A 17,130-nucleotide genomic window follows, 5' to 3' on the forward strand; every position below is an offset into this window, starting at 1 on the left:
AGATTAGGAGATTAGCCCTTGGATTAATTCGATGTGATGCATGATGGAGAGCTTTTTGACAACGCCGAGGCCCGAAAAAGATTGCTGCCGATAATGTCTACGAAACTCTCTTATTGCTATTGTTTCAGGGATTCTCTTTTCATCAACAAATTGTATTAAATCCTCCAAGGCTTCAAAATATTTCCTTGCCGGATCGGATGCATCATCATTTGATTTAGAAACAAAGTGTGCAATACGGATATCCTCGTCTCCATCCAATTTAAAGGTTAGATGTATGGCGACAGCATAAGCAGGACCTCCGCCCTCACTATAAGCGCTTCCAATGGATTGGTAATCTGCAAAAGCAATGCATCCCTCATCCGGATAGTAAAGGTAATCAGTTGAAAATACTTCTTCTCTTATCCCAATGTAATCCGTATTCTTTGTAAGTTTATTGAAATTATCACTCAATAACGCTCTGTTATCATACTTCCGCTTAAGACCAAAAAGATTGTTTATATGAATGGTATTATAAAGGCAGGCTGTATCCTTTGTAAAATCGCTTAAAGATTGAATATCATTTGTTTTATTAAGATGAACCAATGCATAACCACTATCTGAAAAGCCTCTTTGCCTAATGCTTTCTTGCGCAAAAAAGCTATCACGATCAGTCTTAATTAAATAGGTCGGTATAATGGATGTGACACCTAGATCTTTTAGTTCTTCAATTAAATTAAAAATGGATTCACTATCACCTTTTAATTCTCCATGCTCAGTATTTACCACCAACTGTACACGGATATTAGCCCCGCTTAAAGCTTTAAGTGCTGTCCTTAGCGAAGAGGTATTCTTCTTTACAGGTTCAATAATAGGAATGATCTTCTCTGGGTTTAATGGAAGCCCTACAAGTTCACGTAATGCAATTAACTCAAATTGCTTACCTCGGAGATACGGGAAATACATAAGCGCTTTATAATAATAGGTTCTTACTTAGATTATTAATCAAAGTAAGATACGACTTTTTATTGTATTTCGCCTGATAAAAAGAGAAGTTAACGAATGAAGGTACATCGCCAAGAGTCAAGTATAAATTGGTTTGTGGATCAATACGACTTTTTAAGATATGGCAATACATTGCTTGGACTTCTTCTACTGGCAGCTCCGTTAATATTTCCAGACATGCTCGATAATAAAATACTGGTGTTACGTCAGGTAAAAACCCTACAAGTTCTTTTATAAGCCGGCTATATTCAGGTTTTCGCAAGGACGACATCATATAGCTGGCATCAAGACAAGCTGTGTATTTGACAGCAGCACGATATTCAGAAACCTCTCCCTCTTCTGTATAGATCAATACGCCTACGTAAGCAGGAAGTACCCGAAGATATTTGTTTAGCAAGGAAACGTGCGTAAATAGATAAACCTCGGTAAAAGCTCGGTAATAATCGTTCAACTGACTTACTAAGCGTTCGGGGGAATCCAGCTCGGTCTTTATTTCAAAAACCTTATTCGTTCCGTTGACAAGCACCGTATCTGCAATGGACTGACCAACACGAAACTCATTGAGTAGAATTGTGTCATCTAAGGAATAGTTTTTCAAGACATACTCATTGAGCAACTTATTCTTGTAGATATATTCGTGCCTATAATTTTGTTCAAGGATCTGATAAGAATGTGCGATTAAATCGCCTAATTGGTTGGGTTTATTTTCAACCATCTCATTCCAACCTACATACTTTTTCATCTTCCTGATATAAGAAGACTGATTGGTACTGCTTGAAAGCTTCTTGAATGACGCATGAGACACCAAAGAAGCCAATTCTCGCAAGTTCGCTTTGTCGTATGTGAGATCGGATTGCATATAGCAAATTTAAAAACTTATCGCGACTTAACGAAAATGATATGTGCTGATTTATTATTTGAAGAAGCAAAGAGGATTTTTCGCTACCTTTGTTTTTAATATTAACCTTAGAAAAAAATGAATTTCGGAAAAGTATGTTTAAGAAGCATGCTATTGTTAGGGATTAGCTTATCAAGCTATTTTTCTACGAAAGCACAATATAATAAGATAGACTACGACAATAGCAATTATCCCGAATTGATCATCGAACAAATTGATCAATACGATTATAGTACTGTCATTCATTTTTCATACACAAGCATTACATCTCTGGAATTAAATGGATCTGAGGATATACAACTTATTTCCAACGGAAAGGCAAAAAAATTATTGAATAGCTACAATCTCCCGTTGGATGAAAAGAAACATTTATTCAACGATTCTGGTGAAAAATTAAATTTTTCACTTGAATTTGAAAAAATAGATAATGTTAACGATGCCTTTGCTGTCCAAAGCGCAACGATTAAGAAATTCAACCTTCCTCATTTAAAGATCGATAGTTCACAATCAACAGAGTTTTTAGATGTTGATGCATTCATTGGTAAAACACCTTCGAGAGAATTTTACATCTTCTACAATGAAGGCTCCCCCGTACTACGGTATGCATACAAAGGAATGATTATCGCGATTAAATTGGCCATTGAAGAAAACTATGGGAAATTTTTTCAGCCACAGATTTTTGTACAAAATTACAACAAGAAAGATATATTGTTAGATCCATCCAAAATATATGCTCAATATGAAGTGAAATCCAAATTCTTTACTGCTCCAATTTTTGACTATAAAAAATACCTTTCAATGGTCAAGAAAATCCAAAAGAGTGAGATGTTTTGGAATGGGCTATCTGAGGGGCTCGCAGCTGTTGCAGCTGGTTATTCTTTTATATCTTCCAACTCGAACACATATGTAACTGCAAATGGTCGCTCTCTTAATTATGGATTTTTCGGAAATAATATGTACGCTGGAACTAGTTCTACGTCCATGACAGGTTCCATAAATACAAAATCAAATTCGACAGTATTTAATGGTGGCAACGCTTATATAGCCGCTCAATACGCCCGCCAAAACTTAGAAAGTTTGAAAGCAAAACAGGTTGATCGGCTTACGTCTATTCAAAATGGCTATATAAAGATGAACACAATATTCCCAAACACTGAGTATAGTGGTTATTGTAATATTCCGTTTAGATTAGACATTAATTCATTTTTGATGAAAGTTGAAATTAATGGTAGCGATTTCTTCTTTGAGTGGGACAACGATAAATTAAATTCAATGCTTTAGGAACTCGTAGGATTAATATTGTTTTAGATAATTGCTATTTACTATTTTAATCTTATAAGTCCTCATTATAAACCTATTGAAGCATTTAGCTCAGTTTAATATACCAACATGATGAAAAAAATACTATTCGCTATATTATCAATCCTGACGTTATCTCTAAGTGCGCAAAACAAATATGCAACAACGACGGATGGAAAAACGGTATTATTAAAAAGCGACGGAACCTGGGAATATGTAAAAGACAAATCTACATCATCAAATATCAATCAATTTAAAAGTACGAGCTCCTCCCCTTCGCCGCGCAAAACAAATAAATCTAAAAGTAGTTCTTCTTCGAGAAATTACATCCGTGGCCCTCGTGGAGGCTGTTATTATATTAACTCCAATGGCAACAAGACTTATGTTGACAGAAGCATGTGTAATTGATTGGGCAAACAAGATCTATGACTATTAGGGCTATTCTCATCATATGTATATATTTATTTATATCCTGTAAATCGGACGTAAATAAAAGATACTACGTCGACTCTAACGACGATAACCCAAATTCTTTTTATGAAAAGTCTGAACAGCAGAACATCCTCGAGGACGAGAAAGATGATGACGGATATGAATACAAGGACGGAATGTACTGTGCATCCGTAGAATACTATAATCCAAATACAGGAACTAATAGTACATATACCTTAAATATTGAGGTGGAAAGTGACAACTTAGTTATTATACATTGGCCAAATGGTGGTTGGCTGGACGAGTCTCATTTTATATCGAAAGACATTTCTAGTGGCACCTGTTCGTTTACAAGCGATAAAGGCTATGAGTATAATGTAACTATTTTAGGTAAAAATTGCCAGTTCACGGATAGCTCGATATCTGAAGACCTTAATGAAGAACAAGAAATAGATATTGAAGATGAAGTACAGCCTGATGAAGAAATAGAATAATGTCGCTTTACGGTATTCCGTAACATGAATATCTGTCAATACTTTATTTTCGAAATCTACTAAAATATTAACGTTATATGCAGCATAACATGACCAATTTTGATATCGATAAGATTGTTAATTATTTAAAGCCTCTGTGTGGCCATTTAAATGAACTTTACAACTGGAATGCAAATCTAACAGCACTAATTCCTCTGCAAATACTGACGCAAGAAATGGTAGATGAACTAAATAGTAAAAGTTTCTATGAAAAAGAAATAACACTAAAAGCTATCTTGCGCCCGCATTTAATTGATGCTCATACCAATGACACCATATTGTTTGAAAAGTTGACAATGTGGATTATTAAAGAATGGGGTGGAATTAAAGTCGCAAATGAAGAAAGTACCAAACTATTAATACAGGAATTTCTCAAAAATCGAGTAGCCAAATTTGACCGTATTGCGAGTATCTCAAAAGTTGCCGCATATATGTTCCCCGAAGAATGCATTATTTATGATTCTCGTGTTGCTTACTCCCTAAATTGGATATTGCTCTCTCAAAATGCGGGTCATAAATTTTTTCCAATCCCAGAAGGCCGCAATTCCAAAATGTCCGCTTTCAATATGGATACACTTATCCGACTAAAATATGTGCATAAATATGTTGCTCCAGATAAAACATCGCTAAGCAACAAAAAGTATATTAGCAAAATAGACAGCGAGTTATATATCAGTAAAGAACGAGCATACCAAACACTCAATTGCCTCATTAAAGAGATAGCAAAAAGACTTTGGGTTGGACAAAAGGAGAAATGCGACCAACTTTTTTTTACCGAAATGCTCTTATTCTCCATTGCCGATCGAGAAGTATTTTTGGATATAACAAAACATTTCTCCGAAGATCCATACACCTCTCATCAACGATTAATAGAGCTTTCATTTCAGTAGGGGTTAAGATCCTTACAATATTTAAATACACAATGCAAATAACTTTGCATTGTGTATTATGAAAAAATACTACTTCTTCCCTTGTTGTCTTTTTGGAGGAGGTAAAGAAGGCGTATTGCCTGGAGTTTCTTTGTTGTCTCTTTGGCGTCTGTCTGGTTTGCCTGTCGATTCGGCAATTCTTTTTGGTCCTGGTTTTAGTGCCATAATTTTGAAATTTATTTATAAAGTATGTTTATTAATAGCCGCATATTTCTAATAGTCTATGACCTGCTATAGACTTCAAAAATATCGTAATAAGCAGCTTCATCTTTGATAGTTTTAAGATATACGGTCTTTTCGCTTGCGAATACTGATTTAGGACTAATCACCACTTTCACGTCATCTGTCTGTACATTGAAATCTATTGCATCATTCTTACTCCAAGGTAAAGTAACGAAACCTCCTATATCCCCCACCCTTACCATAAGTGTTCCTGACATACTTGGAGTCTGCGAGCAATATAAGGCAAGTACCGTTTTCTTAATAGGGGCATTTCGTCTTAAATTCTCTTTTTCCGACTCGAACTCCTCTCTGCTAATCAGACCGGAGTCCAACAATGTCTTAAGTTTAAATAACTCATCTGTAAATGATTTATGACCAACGTTTAAGATGCCATCGGTTTGCTTTTTTGCATGTGAAAGCAATTCCGTTTCAAATCTGAGTTGCTCGTCTGATTTAGACACCAGCGTAAAAATGAGTCCAATAACCGGAGATAGGAATAATGAAAGAAAGAATGCTCCGGCAAAACCTATATTTCTATTAACACCAATAGCTCCCACTGCTAACGAAAAGATAATCCATCCTAAAAATATTTCCATTGTCTATGTTCTTTATAATAACTTGAAGCAAAACTAAAGCTTGTTTAAAATGAAATTATACGGGAACCCGTAAGGAGAAAGTAAAAGAAAGGCTGAGATTTGCTAGTAGATTCTATTTAATCTTAGAACCAACTGCAACAACATGGCGCAAAGAAAACCTTATAATCCGAATACGAAATATGGTCGTCGCAAATTAAGGGAAGATCATTACCGTCGAGTGGCAAATATGACGGACGACGAAAGAAGTAAACTAGAAGCCAATACTTTTGGATGTTTGCTAATGTTTATCATCATAGGTGGTTTAATTGTATTTTTTCTTTTTGGCGGAGATGGACTTATGAGATGGCTTGGTGGAAAACACCCCTATTAAAACAGTTCATTTAAACTTTAAATAGCTTAGAGTACAGGAAATCTTAGCTTGTTTAAAATCGCAAACAGGAAATTTAACCAAAGCACATATTAAAGAATACTACGATGAAAAGATTTTTATTCACATCCCTGAGTGCAACAATACTTTTTGCTAGCTGTCTAAATTCAGAAACAACTGAGTCTACTGAGTTGACAGACACAACTAATGATGAAATAAGTATAGCGGCCCCCACTAAACTAAGCGGATACACAGTATCACCACCAACCATTTCTAGAACACCGACAAAAACCTTATATAGAGCCGACATCGTATTAAAGGGTGACGATGGATTAAATGATGAAAACAATAAACAGCTTCTACTCCATCTTTATGATTCTATAAAGAATAGTGATGCAAGCCCAAATGCAGTCAGTCTATTTCTATTTCAAACGGAAGAGCACAGTCAAAGTGGTATGGGACAATGGGTCGCAAGGCTTTCAAAGGCTAAAAACGATGATGAACCTACCGTAGCTGCACAGCATTTTAAAATTCCTCCTCCGGAAAATGCACCATCCTATCGCAAATCACTTACACTTGAAATTCGAAAAGAGATATTTAAGGAGATTATCCAGGCAGAGGACAGGTCGATGCAAGAGGCCGAAAGAAAGTATCCATTGACGAGCTTTAGCAACGCAGAGAAGAATGATAGTTATCAGCATCAACTGGCAAAAAAGTTCAAGGCCGAGATTCAAAGAAAATTTAAAGTAGACCAGAAAACACTTAAAACAATATCGTTGGAAGGATTGGAATATAATTGGCCTATGCCAAAATATTCGAAAGACTAACAATAGATATTAAACAAGGTACGACGTTCTATCATGGCGTTATACTTTTCAATCAGGCAAGGTCAATACCCAAGCCTAATATACATTATTTATGCTGAATTAATATGTTTACAGCTATTAACTTTCAAGATTATTACAAACTGTAAGGCTAAGGTATTGGTTTGAAAGCAGGATTGGTTACGGGAAACCGTAGCCGATTTACTCAACCGTTTTAATAAGACAATAAATAAACAAAAAGGCCTCCCTCGTTAACCGTCGAGGGAGGCCATGTTGGCTAGATGTCCGCTTGGGCTAGATGTTAACCGGCTTTGGGCATTCATCTACTGTAAAGATCGTGAGATTAGTTGAGATAATTGTTGTTAATTTCTTAGAAAATGTTGTTCAAAAATTCCATCCTAATAATAATTCAATTCCGAAATGCTATTTCATTTCATTAAATATTATTATCAGTTTCGAGAACACTCCAGATCAACCCACTCTTCGATAATGATAACCGTCTTTTATCAAAAAGTTCTTCCATGATCATCCAAACCTGATCTGTCAATGTAAAATATTTTTCGGTGCATAGACCATCTATAGTTAGAAATCCAGTAACAGAAAACTTTTTGACAGCTAGTACTCCGTGCTCAACAGCTAGAAATATTTTTTTTAAAAACCAAACAGGACTCGATATTGTATTAATAGTACTTTTCAAAATAGGTAGTAATTAGGAAGCCTTGGGATCCTCCCAGACTCAAGGTTTTTTTTTCCTTTTATATCTTTTTTCATCGAATATCGTCCTTTATCCACTTTAGTCCCCCGCCTTGGATCATGGCTATATATTTTTGCACCTGATCATCGGTCAATAAGCAATTGTCTTCAAGGTGGTAATTGAACTGTTTAGTGAAGGTGTAATATTGAATACTTCCTACATAAGCATTATTGAGATAAATATGCCAAAGGCTGTTTTTCTTGGCCCGAACTTCCACTACCTGGCGTTTTCCATGATGATAAAACAACTCAGGCACTTCCGTATCAAAGCGAAATATAAGGGCGTCAATGCACGCTTCCTTGATGTCATCGGCGAGTACACCGAATGCCAATTGCCACTCTCCCTGAGATTTCCTGAAAACATAAAAAGCAAGACCATTTTTGTTGTAAAGATGATAATCTTTCATGCCCATGCTTTTATCATGCACGGTAATTTGAGCGTACATTACCCGATTTCGGCAAAAGATTTCTAGTGGTTTCATTCCACAATAATACTAATAATATTAGTATTATTGTAAACGATATAGATTTATAGGGTTTCTCATTTTTAATATCCAATTGGATGTAGTAAGCCTATCATAGCCCGATAATAGCATTATGGGAAACCTTAGTCTATATTAAGATTGGAATTGACGTAAGCCGTCGCTACGCGGACAGCTTACCATAAGCGACTTGGTTAAACAGCTCCACTTTCGTATCTTCGATACGGCTACGTTACTTCGCTAAGTCGCCGCTCCATAATATAACAATGCTAAAAACTACCATACATACATTCAATGACCTTGACAAATGGTTGTCCGACAACTTCTATTTTGAAGACGGACACGTTTTGGCAATAAAAGAAAATCCGCTTGAAATTATTGTTGGTTATAATGTGAAAGCAAATTATAAGGCAAATTCAGAAAGACACATTTTGCCTTTCAAAATCATTCCATCAAAAATTTACGAATGGACTTTTGACATAGATGTAACAAATGTTGGTGACGGCAACTACATTGAATATATTGAAGCACGAGAAGTTGAAAATGGAATTTGCTTAGAGTTCGCTACACCTGCGACTTTTCGCCTTGTTACAAACAGCCTTGTCATTGAAGAACAAGAGCTAATAAAAACAACATTTAAGCCTTGGACAAGTGAAAAAGAAGTGTATCTGACCGCTGACCTTTCTGAAGTTCCGAGACCTTTGTTTTGGAAAGAAAAATTAAGCAAATACGGACACGACATTTTGTTCCGTTATTATTCAGGTGAAGAAAGACAACCAGAGCAAGTTCCTTATCCAGACTATCAAGGTTACTATATACAACTTGCGGATAGAATTAGCTCGACACAAGAAGGTATTTTTCTCAAGCATATAAAAGCAGAAAACGGAAAATTTAGTTTAAATTTTGAAAACAAGGACAATGAATTGAAAGATGTTTGGAACGGCTTAACAGCAATTCTTGCAGACTTTCCTAATGCTCAAATCAAAAGCGGAAATTGCGAGTTTATTGGAAAAAAATGGAAACAATATTTAGCTGACAAACTATTACCGACTACAGAATGACAGGAAGCACAGCATATAACGGTGGTGACTTAATTCGCTTGCCGTAAGCTCCCTCACCATTACCCGCTATTATTGCGAAATATTGCAACTAACATTTACGAGTAATTGATAATAAAGGACATTTATTTATTAAACTAGTAAAAGTGTTATAATCAATTATGTAAAAACACATGGATAATCAATTGTACGAATTAAAAGTCACAGACAGACAAAGCTTCATTAAATTTCTTGATCTTCTGCATAAGAATCTGCTCCAAAATCCTGAAACTTGGGAAAACAAAACTTTACCCGACTTTCTGGAGGCTTTGGCCTCATACGCAGAAGATATCCAAGGGTATTATGATAATACAGACGCAAATGTAGATGCTGAAAAAGCTGCGTGGTCAACGTTTGCTGATATTTTCAAAGGAGCGAAAGTTTACGAGTAATAGTAAGCATTTCTTTCAATCGTCCGCATATTTACTAGCGAAGAACATTTGCTAGATATACCAACAAAAACTGCAGAATAATATATGAACATACAGCTTAGTGCCAATAGAGATTTAAACGCAAACGATATACTACAACTTTATCAAGCCAATAAATGGAGTGCAGCCGATAAACCAGAACTACTGATTAAAGCACTCTTAAATTCGCATTCTTTAGTTACGGCATGGGATGGTACAACATTAGTAGGTCTCGGAAATGCAATTTCCGATGGGTATCTCGTGGTTTATTATCCGCATCTACTAGTGCTACCCTCCTATCAAGGCAAAGGGGTTGGTCATTTGATTATGGATAAAATGCAAGAAATTTATAAGGATTTTCATATGCAGATGCTTACTGCTGACGGTAAAGCCATAGACTTTTATAAAAAGAATGGTTTTGAACGAGCTGGTCAAACAGAGCCTATGTGGATCTATTCTGGCGGTGATCATTAAAATGGAAAAAATCACAAAGTTCGAGCAAATATTGTCAGTAATAATGGCATGATACAAACATTACAAATATCATATAGTGATTCCTTGTTAAATTCTACTTCACAAATTAAAAGGAATTGCATTTACTATTTTTTTTCGGGCAAACTAGCCGAATATAAGAGATTAAAAAAACTTAAACGTGTGGATTATTGGTGGGTAGAAATTGACGATATAAATAATTCAATTACAAGGAAGATTCCCTTTGATGTTTTTAAAAATCCAATAAGGGGATTGAGGGACGCAGAATTACATTTAAGCTCCATTCAACCCATAAAGGACATAGATAGGGAGTTGTTTAACGATATGTGGAGTATATATGACAATTTCAATTTCAACAAACTTGAGCAAATCATTTCCAAATACTTGAAAAACTGGAAAAGCAAGGACAAATTTAATCCTCCCTTGTTTCCTTCGATAATAATTGACTTAAAATATCCCAAAGATATTATTGAATTGGAAACGATTGAAGAATTAGTAGACCAAGTTGATTTCATTGGGTACGAATGGTCTGACTCAGAACGATTGATTGATTCGACAGGAAACATGTACAGCACCGAATACTTAAATTTTGGACATCCGGTTGGCGTTGTACTACCGAAAAAAATTGATGGAAGTATAACGAACGAAGAACTACTCCTTTTAATAGGGAATAACAAACTGAACTTTAAAATTATTGATTAAACATCCTATGCTAAAAATAACAGATATTAATCAGGGAGACTTGTTAACATTCAAAGCCGCTGACAATAAATTTAAAGTGTTACTTTGTACGAGTACAATGGAAAATTTAAACGAAAGAGTTTGATATGCTTGTTATGGTTCCACCGAAGGTTTCGAGAAATTGGAACGGAGGTATTAACTTTATCAGAACTACATTTACTCCTACTGCGTTTACTTATGGACGAATATATTTAATAACTTTATCTTAAGATGATGTTATACCCCGCCAGTTTTACCACATAATAGCAATGAGACAATTAATTACAGCTATAAAACAAAAGCACGAGAAAGATGGAATTGACATCTATCCTGGAGCAATGCTCTCGGAGATTGATACCTTTGAGCAAAAAATTGGATTTCCTTTGCCCGATGAGTTTAGAAGATTTTATCTCTTATGTAATGGTTTCGGTTGTAATGAAGATATTTTCAATATTATACCACTTGATGGAATAATGGAGTACTCAGACAACTATGGGAATAATTGGTTTTATTTTTCAGAATATATGATTAATTCAGATATATGGGGATTAAGGTATTTAAGAGATTGCCGATATGAAATATTTAATGCAACGCACCCTAAAATTGCATTGACGTCGTCCCTCACAGAGTTTTTGCAGCGTTTTTTAAAAGGGAATGTCTTCGACCCCGGAGGATTATATCAGTGGCATCGAGAGTTGGGTATTACATCCTAAAATTCCGTCGATATCGACACTAAACCCAATAATAGCAAGCACGAATTGCCTGTGCACGCTGCTTGAGCGTTTCGGTAACACGCTTGTACATCTCCTGCATCTGCTTCTCATAGGTGGTAGAGTGGCCACCAAAGAAATCAACATAGCTCGCTCCTATATCGCTAAAGACAGTGGTGCCGATGACTACATTGGCTGCTATTGGAAGGCTGGAATTGGTCGTGGTTACTATCATGGCATGCTACTTTTCAATCGGGCAAGGTTAATACCCAAGCCTAATACACATTATTCATGCTGCATTAATAGGTTTACAATATTAACTTTCAAGATTATTACAAATCGTTAGGCTAAGGTATGGGTTTGAAAGCGGGATTAGTTACGGGAAACCGTAGAGCTGTTAAAAAAAGCCTACTCGAACTTTGTGCTCCTTCCGCTTTTGAAGTGAGTAAACTACCGCTACTGAAATAACCAATTTTAAATAAGAAATTAAAATTTGGTCAATTTTCCCTATTTTAACAAAAAAACAGCATATGCCAAATATCTACATTATCTCTGGCTGCAACGGAGCAGGAAAAACAACCGCTAGTTACACCGTGTTACCGGAGATATTAGATTGCAGGGAATTTGTAAATGCCGACAACATAGCAGCAGGTATTTCTCCTTTCAACCCGCAAAGCGTAGCTGTATCAGCTGGACGAATTATGTTGGAGCGTATAGCGGAATTGATGAAGAATAAAGCTGATTTTGCATTTGAAACAACGCTCTCCACTCGAAGCTATAAAAATTTAGTAACCGATGCTCAAAAAATGGGCTATTTAGTCACTGTACTCTATTTTTGGCTCGACTCGCCTTCACTGGCCATTCAACGTGTGAAAAAAAGAGTAGAAAACGGGGGACACAATATTCCATCTGATGTGATAGAAAGACGATATAATCGTGGTTTAGAAAACCTGTTTAACATTTATATTCCGATATGTGATCGATGGCTGGTTTTTGATAACATGGATCTAATCCCCGAAATTATTGCTCAGGGTGATAAATTTGGAGAATTCGTTTCAAATAGCGAAATTTGGTCAACACTAAAATCGAAATACTATAATGAACGATAAGGTAAATATTGAAAATATTAATCTTGCTGAACGAATTCGTTTAGGAGTGCAAAAGGCTTTACGAAAACTAGCCGAAGAAAGTGCAGCAAAGGGTGAGAGTTTGGTGGTAAAAGTTGACGGAAAAATACAAGAAGTACCTGCAAAGGAACTACTTATGAATTTACCAAAATAGTTTCTTCTGTAAACTATTTAACTAGGCCCCCGGCTATACGCCAAAAAATCTTTAATTCCTTAACGCGTATATTTATTATCTGGAGTTTCTCTTCTGTCTCTTGATTAAAATAGCCTTACCACTGCATATAAATCTCTGATATATCATACCGAGTGGCTTCATGCTTCACTGCTTTTAGATAGACCATCTATTCCTTGGCAAAAATTCCAGTCGGACTTTGACTTCGCCTGCATGTACCCCGAAATCTAAAGCGCTATTCCGTCCCTGTGGTAAATCGATAAAGTTTTCAATGCACCACCATGCTTCGTAATTTGGGGTAACTTTTGACCACACACGTCACATTCGAACTTTCTATCCTTTTTCATCGAATATCGTCCTTTATCCACTTTAATTCCCCACGTTGTATCAGGGCTATATACTTTTGCACGTGATCATAAGTCAATAAGCAATTGTATTCAAGGCTTTCTCAACTTCAAAAAATCTCAATTCCTTGTCAATATCTAGTGGTATCTCCATAAAAATTCCGATAGCTTCAGATTCCTCATTTAATGGCGCATCCACTAAATTATAACAAGTGACTTGGCAAAACAGCTCCACTTTCGTATCTTCGATACAGCTACGACAAGTCGCCGCGCCAATTACCTACAAGCATAACACGACACATCAAGAAAACACAATTGCATTTATGACACCGACAGAAAAACTGACATCCATTTTGACAGAACAATATATTTCAGAAGATGGCGACGAATATAAAGTAGAACTAAAAGAAGGTTTGACCAACCAACAGATTGACGAATTAGCCAAACGACTGCCGACAGGACAAATTCCGCCAGAGATAAGAGAATTACTAAAATTTGCTAGCGGCTTTGAATTTTTTGGACTTGAAGAAATCACATTTGACGGAGTAGGTCAATTTGGATTTGAAGAGTTTTTTCCTAATTCAGTTCAACTTGCGGGAGACGGATTCGGAAATTTTTGGATTTTAGATGTTGACAACAGTGGAAGTTGGGGAAGCGTGTTTTATATGTGCCACGCCCCAGCTGTAATCGTAAAACATTCGGACAACTTAACTCAGTTTATAGAACACATCGACGATTTTGGAAAAAATGGGAATAAGTCAAACCTTGATATTATTCACGAAAAAGTGGTTATCGATATTTGGAGCAAAGGAAATGGATTTATTGAACTTGAAAACGCAAGACAATCTAACGACACAACATTGAAAAACTTTGCACAATCGCTTCCTGACAATTTTGTAATTGCAGACTTGAGAAACAAACAAATTCAGAGCGGATTTGCGTGGGGAAAATTCGGGCCGAACATTGACAAAGCAAAACGACACGAAACGGAATTAATGTGGGGAATTGAGAAGCCAATTAAAAAAGGATTTTTATCAAAATTATTTGGACGATAATGATAACAGAATAACACCTTTAATAAAATACATAATTGGATTAATTAGAAAATCCAGTCCCTGTAAACCGGGATTTCAAAATGGACGTGCTGTGAAATGTGGATACACCTCCCCCCTATCATTCAGTGATGGTGATTTAAAATTAGATAATTAAAGTGATAAAACTGACTGCAAATGACCGACAATATCGAACAATTTTTTAATGCATATCTGACCAGAGATGTAAGTTCTGTTTACACAGAAGATGTTCCAAAGGAAATGATGGCATCCAAGGTAAACGAAGATGGCTGGTACGAATGGAAGCTTATTCCTGGATCATTAAGTAATGATGATTACAAAAAAGTGGCTGCAGAATTTGGCACTTCGTTACCCGTTAGCTTTATTGAATGGCATAAGCGCTATTTCTTTGCCGACTGTGATTGTTCAATCGTCAGACTACCTCACTCTTTGCCTTCTCAACCGTTAGCTGAAATAACAGCTAATCTGGATTGGTACCTACCTGAACAACTCATCCCACTTGGCCTGATTCCGTTTGCGAATGAAGGTAATGATGCAGGACCACTGGTATTTGATACGAGAGGCTCGGTCGAAACAAATGATTATCCGATCAGAGTCTACGACCATGAATATGATGGTGATCTCGACGGACTGAGCGAAATTATCTTTTCGTCATTCAACAAGATGTTGGCATGCTTAACCCATTTTTTAAACGAAACTAATACAAGAAAAAATTTTGAAGTGATCACTGACTTTTATACTATCGACCCAAACGGTGCTGGGTCTACGGGTCAATCATATTGGGAAAGCTGGATAGCAATGGGCCGGGCGAACTTTGAAGAATTTGGATATTAAAGTCAGAACACCGGAAATGAACCGGTATAAATAATATGAAGGAAACTCTTTTGGTATTGGATTTGGACGAAACATTGCTGTACGCTACAAAAGATAAGCTGGAACAGCTGGAAGACTTTGTTGTAGGGCCTTATTATGTATATGTCCGTCCAAATTTAGCCTATTTTTTATCAGAAATGGCTGGAGATTTTAAACTGGCCATTTGGAGCTCTGCGGATGATGCTTACGTGCATGAGCTCGTTGATAAAATAAAACCAGACGCTGTCGATTTTGAATTTATATGGGGAAGATCTCGCACAACAAAAAAACGGATCAGTGTGACTGATGAATATTATTACGTAAAAAGGTTATCCAAAGTAAAACGCAAAGGCTTCTTATTGGAAAGAACGCTTATAATAGACGACACCGCTGAAAAATCAATGCTGAACTATGGCAATGCAATCCAAATAGCTGAATTTACAGGGAACGCCAGCGATGATGAGTTACTCCTATTGGCTTCTTACCTAAAACAATTAAAGAATGTACGGAATGTCAGACAAATCGACAAAAGATATTGGAGGAATCAAGATTTGCCGACATAGATGATTATAATAACGATCGGGGTTCATGAACTAAAATCTAAAGACAGGAAAATGCAAATTATTAGAATAACCACGACTTCACTCTGCTGCATTTTGGCGGGCTTTATTTCTTCAGTTTTCATAAAATGGGATTGGTCATTTATCCTTATTCCGACATTAATATCATTAGCCGTATCATTAAGCAATTTTGATAGGATCAGTTTTCCCAAGAAATTGATAGGCATGCTCCTACATTGGTTTTTGAGTATTGTTATCTTTATCATCACGATTGGCATCAGTGTATTTATTCTTTCTCCAATGGGAATGCATGCGATGTATATTGGTTCCGCTTTAGCTGCCATACTATTTGCACTTATTACAAATATAAACTTGACTTTTCCAAAGTTCTGGCTGTCAATGGTGGTTATATTCGTATTGTCTTTACCAGTATGGCCGATAGCAGATTATATGCACGCCCATCCAACATTTAAATTCGCAGCATTAAATGGGCGTGAAAATATCATCACGATATGGTGCTCACTTGTTGGATTTGGAGTTGCATTGGGTATACATTATAAGAAGTACAATCCCGATGACAACTCATGACTGCGATAATTTGATTCATTTTAGAAAAAGTCATGATATATGGTACAATTTTGTTACGCTAGAGTGTCTAGCAGATAACTATAGACTTGAATTAATACATGTCCAAAGATAGCGTAAAAGGCAATTCAGTAAACTCTGCTGATTATATAAAAGGCTTGCCATTTGACTACATCGAAACATATTCCCTCCAGCGCGGAGAGGAATACAATGCAGTGATCCAAATTCTAAAACCGGAACGACATACTTTAAAAGTAAGAAAGGAGAAAAGCAATAATCTGACCGACACCGAAGAAATTCGACTGAGCGAACTTGACGCGCCATTAGGTTTAACACAGTACTTAATTGATAGTACAGGTCGATTTCATTTTTCCGGTCAAAGAACCAATACTTTCCAGCATGGTAATGAGACAATCAGTCTACTAAAGAATATTTTACTTAAAAAAACAACTAACGTCAACAATTGGATATGTGCCCCCATTTACAGGGATGCTATTGTGTTCTACAAAAGCTCTGGCGAAATTGTATCTGTTTTGAATATCTGTTTAAGTTGTGAAGCAATGGCGCTAATTAGTTCCAATCAGGTTAAAGCCGATAGTAGCACATATGAAATGCTTAGACAGTCTTTTAAGGAGATAGGTCATCCTGTAGAGTCATGAATTAGACAAAGAT

General features: G+C 36.2%; 24 protein-coding genes. 18 read left to right on the top strand and 6 right to left on the bottom strand.

Going from position 1 to position 17,130, the window contains the following annotated elements:
* Positions 1 to 3 precede the first annotated feature (3 nt).
* Positions 4 to 942, bottom strand: coding sequence for a sce7725 family protein (locus tag B3E00_RS08945; RefSeq protein WP_293879041.1), 939 nt, complete (start codon positions 940 to 942; stop codon positions 4 to 6).
* A gap of 7 nt (positions 943 to 949) precedes the next feature.
* Positions 950 to 1,840: a sce7726 family protein gene (locus B3E00_RS08950; RefSeq protein ID WP_293879043.1), complete on the bottom strand. Its 891-nt coding sequence runs from the start codon at positions 1,838 to 1,840 to the stop codon at positions 950 to 952.
* Between the two features lie 117 nt (positions 1,841 to 1,957).
* On the opposite strand from B3E00_RS08950, the gene B3E00_RS08955 reads away from it, so the two are divergent.
* The 4 genes from B3E00_RS08955 (at position 1,958) to B3E00_RS08970 (ending at position 5,033) form a co-directional block, all read left to right on the top strand.
* Positions 1,958 to 3,160 (top strand): hypothetical protein, encoded by a 1,203-nt coding sequence (locus B3E00_RS08955; RefSeq protein WP_293938161.1) that lies wholly within the window; start codon positions 1,958 to 1,960, stop codon positions 3,158 to 3,160.
* Between the two features lie 108 nt (positions 3,161 to 3,268).
* Positions 3,269 to 3,586, top strand: coding sequence for a hypothetical protein (locus B3E00_RS08960; protein WP_293879047.1), 318 nt, complete (start codon positions 3,269 to 3,271; stop codon positions 3,584 to 3,586).
* A gap of 17 nt (positions 3,587 to 3,603) precedes the next feature.
* Positions 3,604 to 4,104 carry a hypothetical protein gene (locus B3E00_RS08965; RefSeq protein ID WP_293938163.1) on the top strand — a complete coding sequence of 167 codons (501 nt, stop codon included), beginning with the start codon at positions 3,604 to 3,606 and terminating at the stop codon, positions 4,102 to 4,104.
* A gap of 77 nt (positions 4,105 to 4,181) precedes the next feature.
* Positions 4,182 to 5,033 carry a hypothetical protein gene (locus B3E00_RS08970; RefSeq protein ID WP_293938165.1) on the top strand — a complete coding sequence of 284 codons (852 nt, stop codon included), beginning with the start codon at positions 4,182 to 4,184 and terminating at the stop codon, positions 5,031 to 5,033.
* Positions 5,034 to 5,102: 69 nt separating this feature from the next.
* On the opposite strand, the gene B3E00_RS08975 is transcribed toward B3E00_RS08970, so the two are convergent.
* Together B3E00_RS08975 and B3E00_RS08980 are read right to left on the bottom strand one after the other, a co-directional pair.
* Complete coding sequence (locus B3E00_RS08975; protein ID WP_262886229.1) at positions 5,103 to 5,237, bottom strand: hypothetical protein; 135 nt, start codon at positions 5,235 to 5,237, stop codon at positions 5,103 to 5,105.
* Positions 5,238 to 5,293: 56 nt separating this feature from the next.
* The gene (locus B3E00_RS08980) at positions 5,294 to 5,890 is read right to left on the bottom strand and encodes an SHOCT domain-containing protein (protein ID WP_293938168.1); all 597 of its coding nucleotides are present in this window, start codon (positions 5,888 to 5,890) and stop codon (positions 5,294 to 5,296) included.
* A gap of 142 nt (positions 5,891 to 6,032) precedes the next feature.
* Between B3E00_RS08980 and B3E00_RS08985 the strand changes: the two genes are divergently transcribed.
* Together B3E00_RS08985 and B3E00_RS08990 are read left to right on the top strand one after the other, a co-directional pair.
* On the top strand, positions 6,033 to 6,260 hold the full coding sequence (locus B3E00_RS08985) for a hypothetical protein (protein WP_145326993.1): 228 nt from the start codon (positions 6,033 to 6,035) through the stop codon (positions 6,258 to 6,260).
* 104 nt (positions 6,261 to 6,364) lie between these two features.
* Positions 6,365 to 7,084 (top strand): hypothetical protein, encoded by a 720-nt coding sequence (locus B3E00_RS08990; RefSeq protein WP_293938172.1) that lies wholly within the window; start codon positions 6,365 to 6,367, stop codon positions 7,082 to 7,084.
* Positions 7,085 to 7,848: 764 nt separating this feature from the next.
* Here the strand turns inward: B3E00_RS08990 and B3E00_RS08995 are convergent.
* Positions 7,849 to 8,316, bottom strand: coding sequence for a hypothetical protein (locus B3E00_RS08995; RefSeq protein ID WP_293938174.1), 468 nt, complete (start codon positions 8,314 to 8,316; stop codon positions 7,849 to 7,851).
* A 266-nt stretch (positions 8,317 to 8,582) separates the two neighbouring features.
* On the opposite strand from B3E00_RS08995, the gene B3E00_RS09000 reads away from it, so the two are divergent.
* From B3E00_RS09000 to B3E00_RS09020, 5 genes are all read left to right on the top strand, one after another.
* A complete protein-coding gene (locus B3E00_RS09000) occupies positions 8,583 to 9,377 on the top strand; it encodes a hypothetical protein (RefSeq protein ID WP_293938176.1) in 795 nt (264 codons plus the stop codon).
* 170 nt (positions 9,378 to 9,547) lie between these two features.
* Complete coding sequence (locus tag B3E00_RS09005; RefSeq protein ID WP_293938181.1) at positions 9,548 to 9,805, top strand: DUF7660 family protein; 258 nt, start codon at positions 9,548 to 9,550, stop codon at positions 9,803 to 9,805.
* 84 nt (positions 9,806 to 9,889) lie between these two features.
* On the top strand, positions 9,890 to 10,297 hold the full coding sequence (locus B3E00_RS09010) for a GNAT family N-acetyltransferase (protein WP_293938183.1): 408 nt from the start codon (positions 9,890 to 9,892) through the stop codon (positions 10,295 to 10,297).
* 180 nt (positions 10,298 to 10,477) lie between these two features.
* The gene (locus B3E00_RS09015; protein ID WP_293938185.1) at positions 10,478 to 11,017 is read left to right on the top strand and encodes a hypothetical protein; all 540 of its coding nucleotides are present in this window, start codon (positions 10,478 to 10,480) and stop codon (positions 11,015 to 11,017) included.
* Between the two features lie 287 nt (positions 11,018 to 11,304).
* Complete coding sequence (locus B3E00_RS09020; RefSeq protein ID WP_293938187.1) at positions 11,305 to 11,748, top strand: SMI1/KNR4 family protein; 444 nt, start codon at positions 11,305 to 11,307, stop codon at positions 11,746 to 11,748.
* 19 nt (positions 11,749 to 11,767) lie between these two features.
* Here the strand turns inward: B3E00_RS09020 and B3E00_RS09025 are convergent, their stop codons facing one another.
* A complete protein-coding gene (locus B3E00_RS09025; RefSeq protein WP_293938189.1) occupies positions 11,768 to 11,980 on the bottom strand; it encodes a heavy metal-binding domain-containing protein in 213 nt (70 codons plus the stop codon).
* A 295-nt stretch (positions 11,981 to 12,275) separates the two neighbouring features.
* On the opposite strand from B3E00_RS09025, the gene B3E00_RS09030 reads away from it, so the two are divergent.
* The 7 genes from B3E00_RS09030 to B3E00_RS09060 all read left to right on the top strand — a co-directional run bounded on the left by B3E00_RS09030 (position 12,276) and on the right by B3E00_RS09060 (position 17,117).
* The gene (locus B3E00_RS09030; protein ID WP_293938191.1) at positions 12,276 to 12,854 is read left to right on the top strand and encodes a zeta toxin family protein; all 579 of its coding nucleotides are present in this window, start codon (positions 12,276 to 12,278) and stop codon (positions 12,852 to 12,854) included.
* Positions 12,844 to 13,026 carry a hypothetical protein gene (locus B3E00_RS09035; RefSeq protein ID WP_028069684.1) on the top strand — a complete coding sequence of 61 codons (183 nt, stop codon included), beginning with the start codon at positions 12,844 to 12,846 and terminating at the stop codon, positions 13,024 to 13,026. Before B3E00_RS09030 ends, B3E00_RS09035 begins: the two co-directional genes overlap by 11 nt.
* Before the next feature lie 685 nt (positions 13,027 to 13,711).
* Positions 13,712 to 14,443, top strand: coding sequence for an SMI1/KNR4 family protein (locus B3E00_RS09040; RefSeq protein WP_293938193.1), 732 nt, complete (start codon positions 13,712 to 13,714; stop codon positions 14,441 to 14,443).
* Between the two features lie 174 nt (positions 14,444 to 14,617).
* Entirely contained in the window at positions 14,618 to 15,295 is a 678-nt protein-coding gene (locus B3E00_RS09045) for an SMI1/KNR4 family protein (protein ID WP_293938195.1), read from the top strand.
* Positions 15,296 to 15,330: 35 nt separating this feature from the next.
* On the top strand, positions 15,331 to 15,876 hold the full coding sequence (locus B3E00_RS09050) for an HAD family hydrolase (RefSeq protein ID WP_293938197.1): 546 nt from the start codon (positions 15,331 to 15,333) through the stop codon (positions 15,874 to 15,876).
* Positions 15,877 to 15,927: 51 nt separating this feature from the next.
* The gene (locus B3E00_RS09055; protein WP_293938199.1) at positions 15,928 to 16,461 is read left to right on the top strand and encodes a hypothetical protein; all 534 of its coding nucleotides are present in this window, start codon (positions 15,928 to 15,930) and stop codon (positions 16,459 to 16,461) included.
* A gap of 98 nt (positions 16,462 to 16,559) precedes the next feature.
* On the top strand, positions 16,560 to 17,117 hold the full coding sequence (locus B3E00_RS09060) for a hypothetical protein (RefSeq protein WP_293938201.1): 558 nt from the start codon (positions 16,560 to 16,562) through the stop codon (positions 17,115 to 17,117).
* Positions 17,118 to 17,130 lie beyond the last annotated feature (13 nt).

This window comes from Sphingobacterium sp. UBA5996 (assembly GCF_002429765.1).
Lineage (GTDB): Bacteria > Bacteroidota > Bacteroidia > Sphingobacteriales > Sphingobacteriaceae > Sphingobacterium.

Bases quoted from the DNA above. Each gene is read 5' to 3' on its own strand.
- B3E00_RS08965 (WP_293938163.1), top strand. From the start codon at position 3,604: ATGACTATTAGGGCTATTCTCATCATATGTATATATTTATTTATATCC.
- B3E00_RS09040 (WP_293938193.1), top strand. From the start codon at position 13,712: ATGACACCGACAGAAAAACTGACATCCATTTTGACAGAACAATATATT.
- B3E00_RS09050 (WP_293938197.1), top strand. From the start codon at position 15,331: ATGAAGGAAACTCTTTTGGTATTGGATTTGGACGAAACATTGCTGTAC.
- B3E00_RS08955 (WP_293938161.1), top strand. From the start codon at position 1,958: ATGAATTTCGGAAAAGTATGTTTAAGAAGCATGCTATTGTTAGGGATT.
- B3E00_RS09045 (WP_293938195.1), top strand. From the start codon at position 14,618: ATGACCGACAATATCGAACAATTTTTTAATGCATATCTGACCAGAGAT.
- B3E00_RS09030 (WP_293938191.1), top strand. From the start codon at position 12,276: ATGCCAAATATCTACATTATCTCTGGCTGCAACGGAGCAGGAAAAACA.
- B3E00_RS09055 (WP_293938199.1), top strand. From the start codon at position 15,928: ATGCAAATTATTAGAATAACCACGACTTCACTCTGCTGCATTTTGGCG.
- B3E00_RS09060 (WP_293938201.1), top strand. From the start codon at position 16,560: ATGTCCAAAGATAGCGTAAAAGGCAATTCAGTAAACTCTGCTGATTAT.
- B3E00_RS09035 (WP_028069684.1), top strand. From the start codon at position 12,844: ATGAACGATAAGGTAAATATTGAAAATATTAATCTTGCTGAACGAATT.
- B3E00_RS08980 (WP_293938168.1), bottom strand. From the start codon at position 5,890: ATGGAAATATTTTTAGGATGGATTATCTTTTCGTTAGCAGTGGGAGCT.
- B3E00_RS09010 (WP_293938183.1), top strand. From the start codon at position 9,890: ATGAACATACAGCTTAGTGCCAATAGAGATTTAAACGCAAACGATATA.
- B3E00_RS09020 (WP_293938187.1), top strand. From the start codon at position 11,305: ATGAGACAATTAATTACAGCTATAAAACAAAAGCACGAGAAAGATGGA.
- B3E00_RS08985 (WP_145326993.1), top strand. From the start codon at position 6,033: ATGGCGCAAAGAAAACCTTATAATCCGAATACGAAATATGGTCGTCGC.
- B3E00_RS08960 (WP_293879047.1), top strand. From the start codon at position 3,269: ATGATGAAAAAAATACTATTCGCTATATTATCAATCCTGACGTTATCT.
- B3E00_RS09025 (WP_293938189.1), bottom strand. From the start codon at position 11,980: ATGATAGTAACCACGACCAATTCCAGCCTTCCAATAGCAGCCAATGTA.
- B3E00_RS08995 (WP_293938174.1), bottom strand. From the start codon at position 8,316: ATGAAACCACTAGAAATCTTTTGCCGAAATCGGGTAATGTACGCTCAA.
- B3E00_RS08950 (WP_293879043.1), bottom strand. From the start codon at position 1,840: ATGCAATCCGATCTCACATACGACAAAGCGAACTTGCGAGAATTGGCT.
- B3E00_RS09005 (WP_293938181.1), top strand. From the start codon at position 9,548: ATGGATAATCAATTGTACGAATTAAAAGTCACAGACAGACAAAGCTTC.
- B3E00_RS09000 (WP_293938176.1), top strand. From the start codon at position 8,583: ATGCTAAAAACTACCATACATACATTCAATGACCTTGACAAATGGTTG.
- B3E00_RS08975 (WP_262886229.1), bottom strand. From the start codon at position 5,237: ATGGCACTAAAACCAGGACCAAAAAGAATTGCCGAATCGACAGGCAAA.
- B3E00_RS08945 (WP_293879041.1), bottom strand. From the start codon at position 942: ATGTATTTCCCGTATCTCCGAGGTAAGCAATTTGAGTTAATTGCATTA.
- B3E00_RS08990 (WP_293938172.1), top strand. From the start codon at position 6,365: ATGAAAAGATTTTTATTCACATCCCTGAGTGCAACAATACTTTTTGCT.
- B3E00_RS08970 (WP_293938165.1), top strand. From the start codon at position 4,182: ATGCAGCATAACATGACCAATTTTGATATCGATAAGATTGTTAATTAT.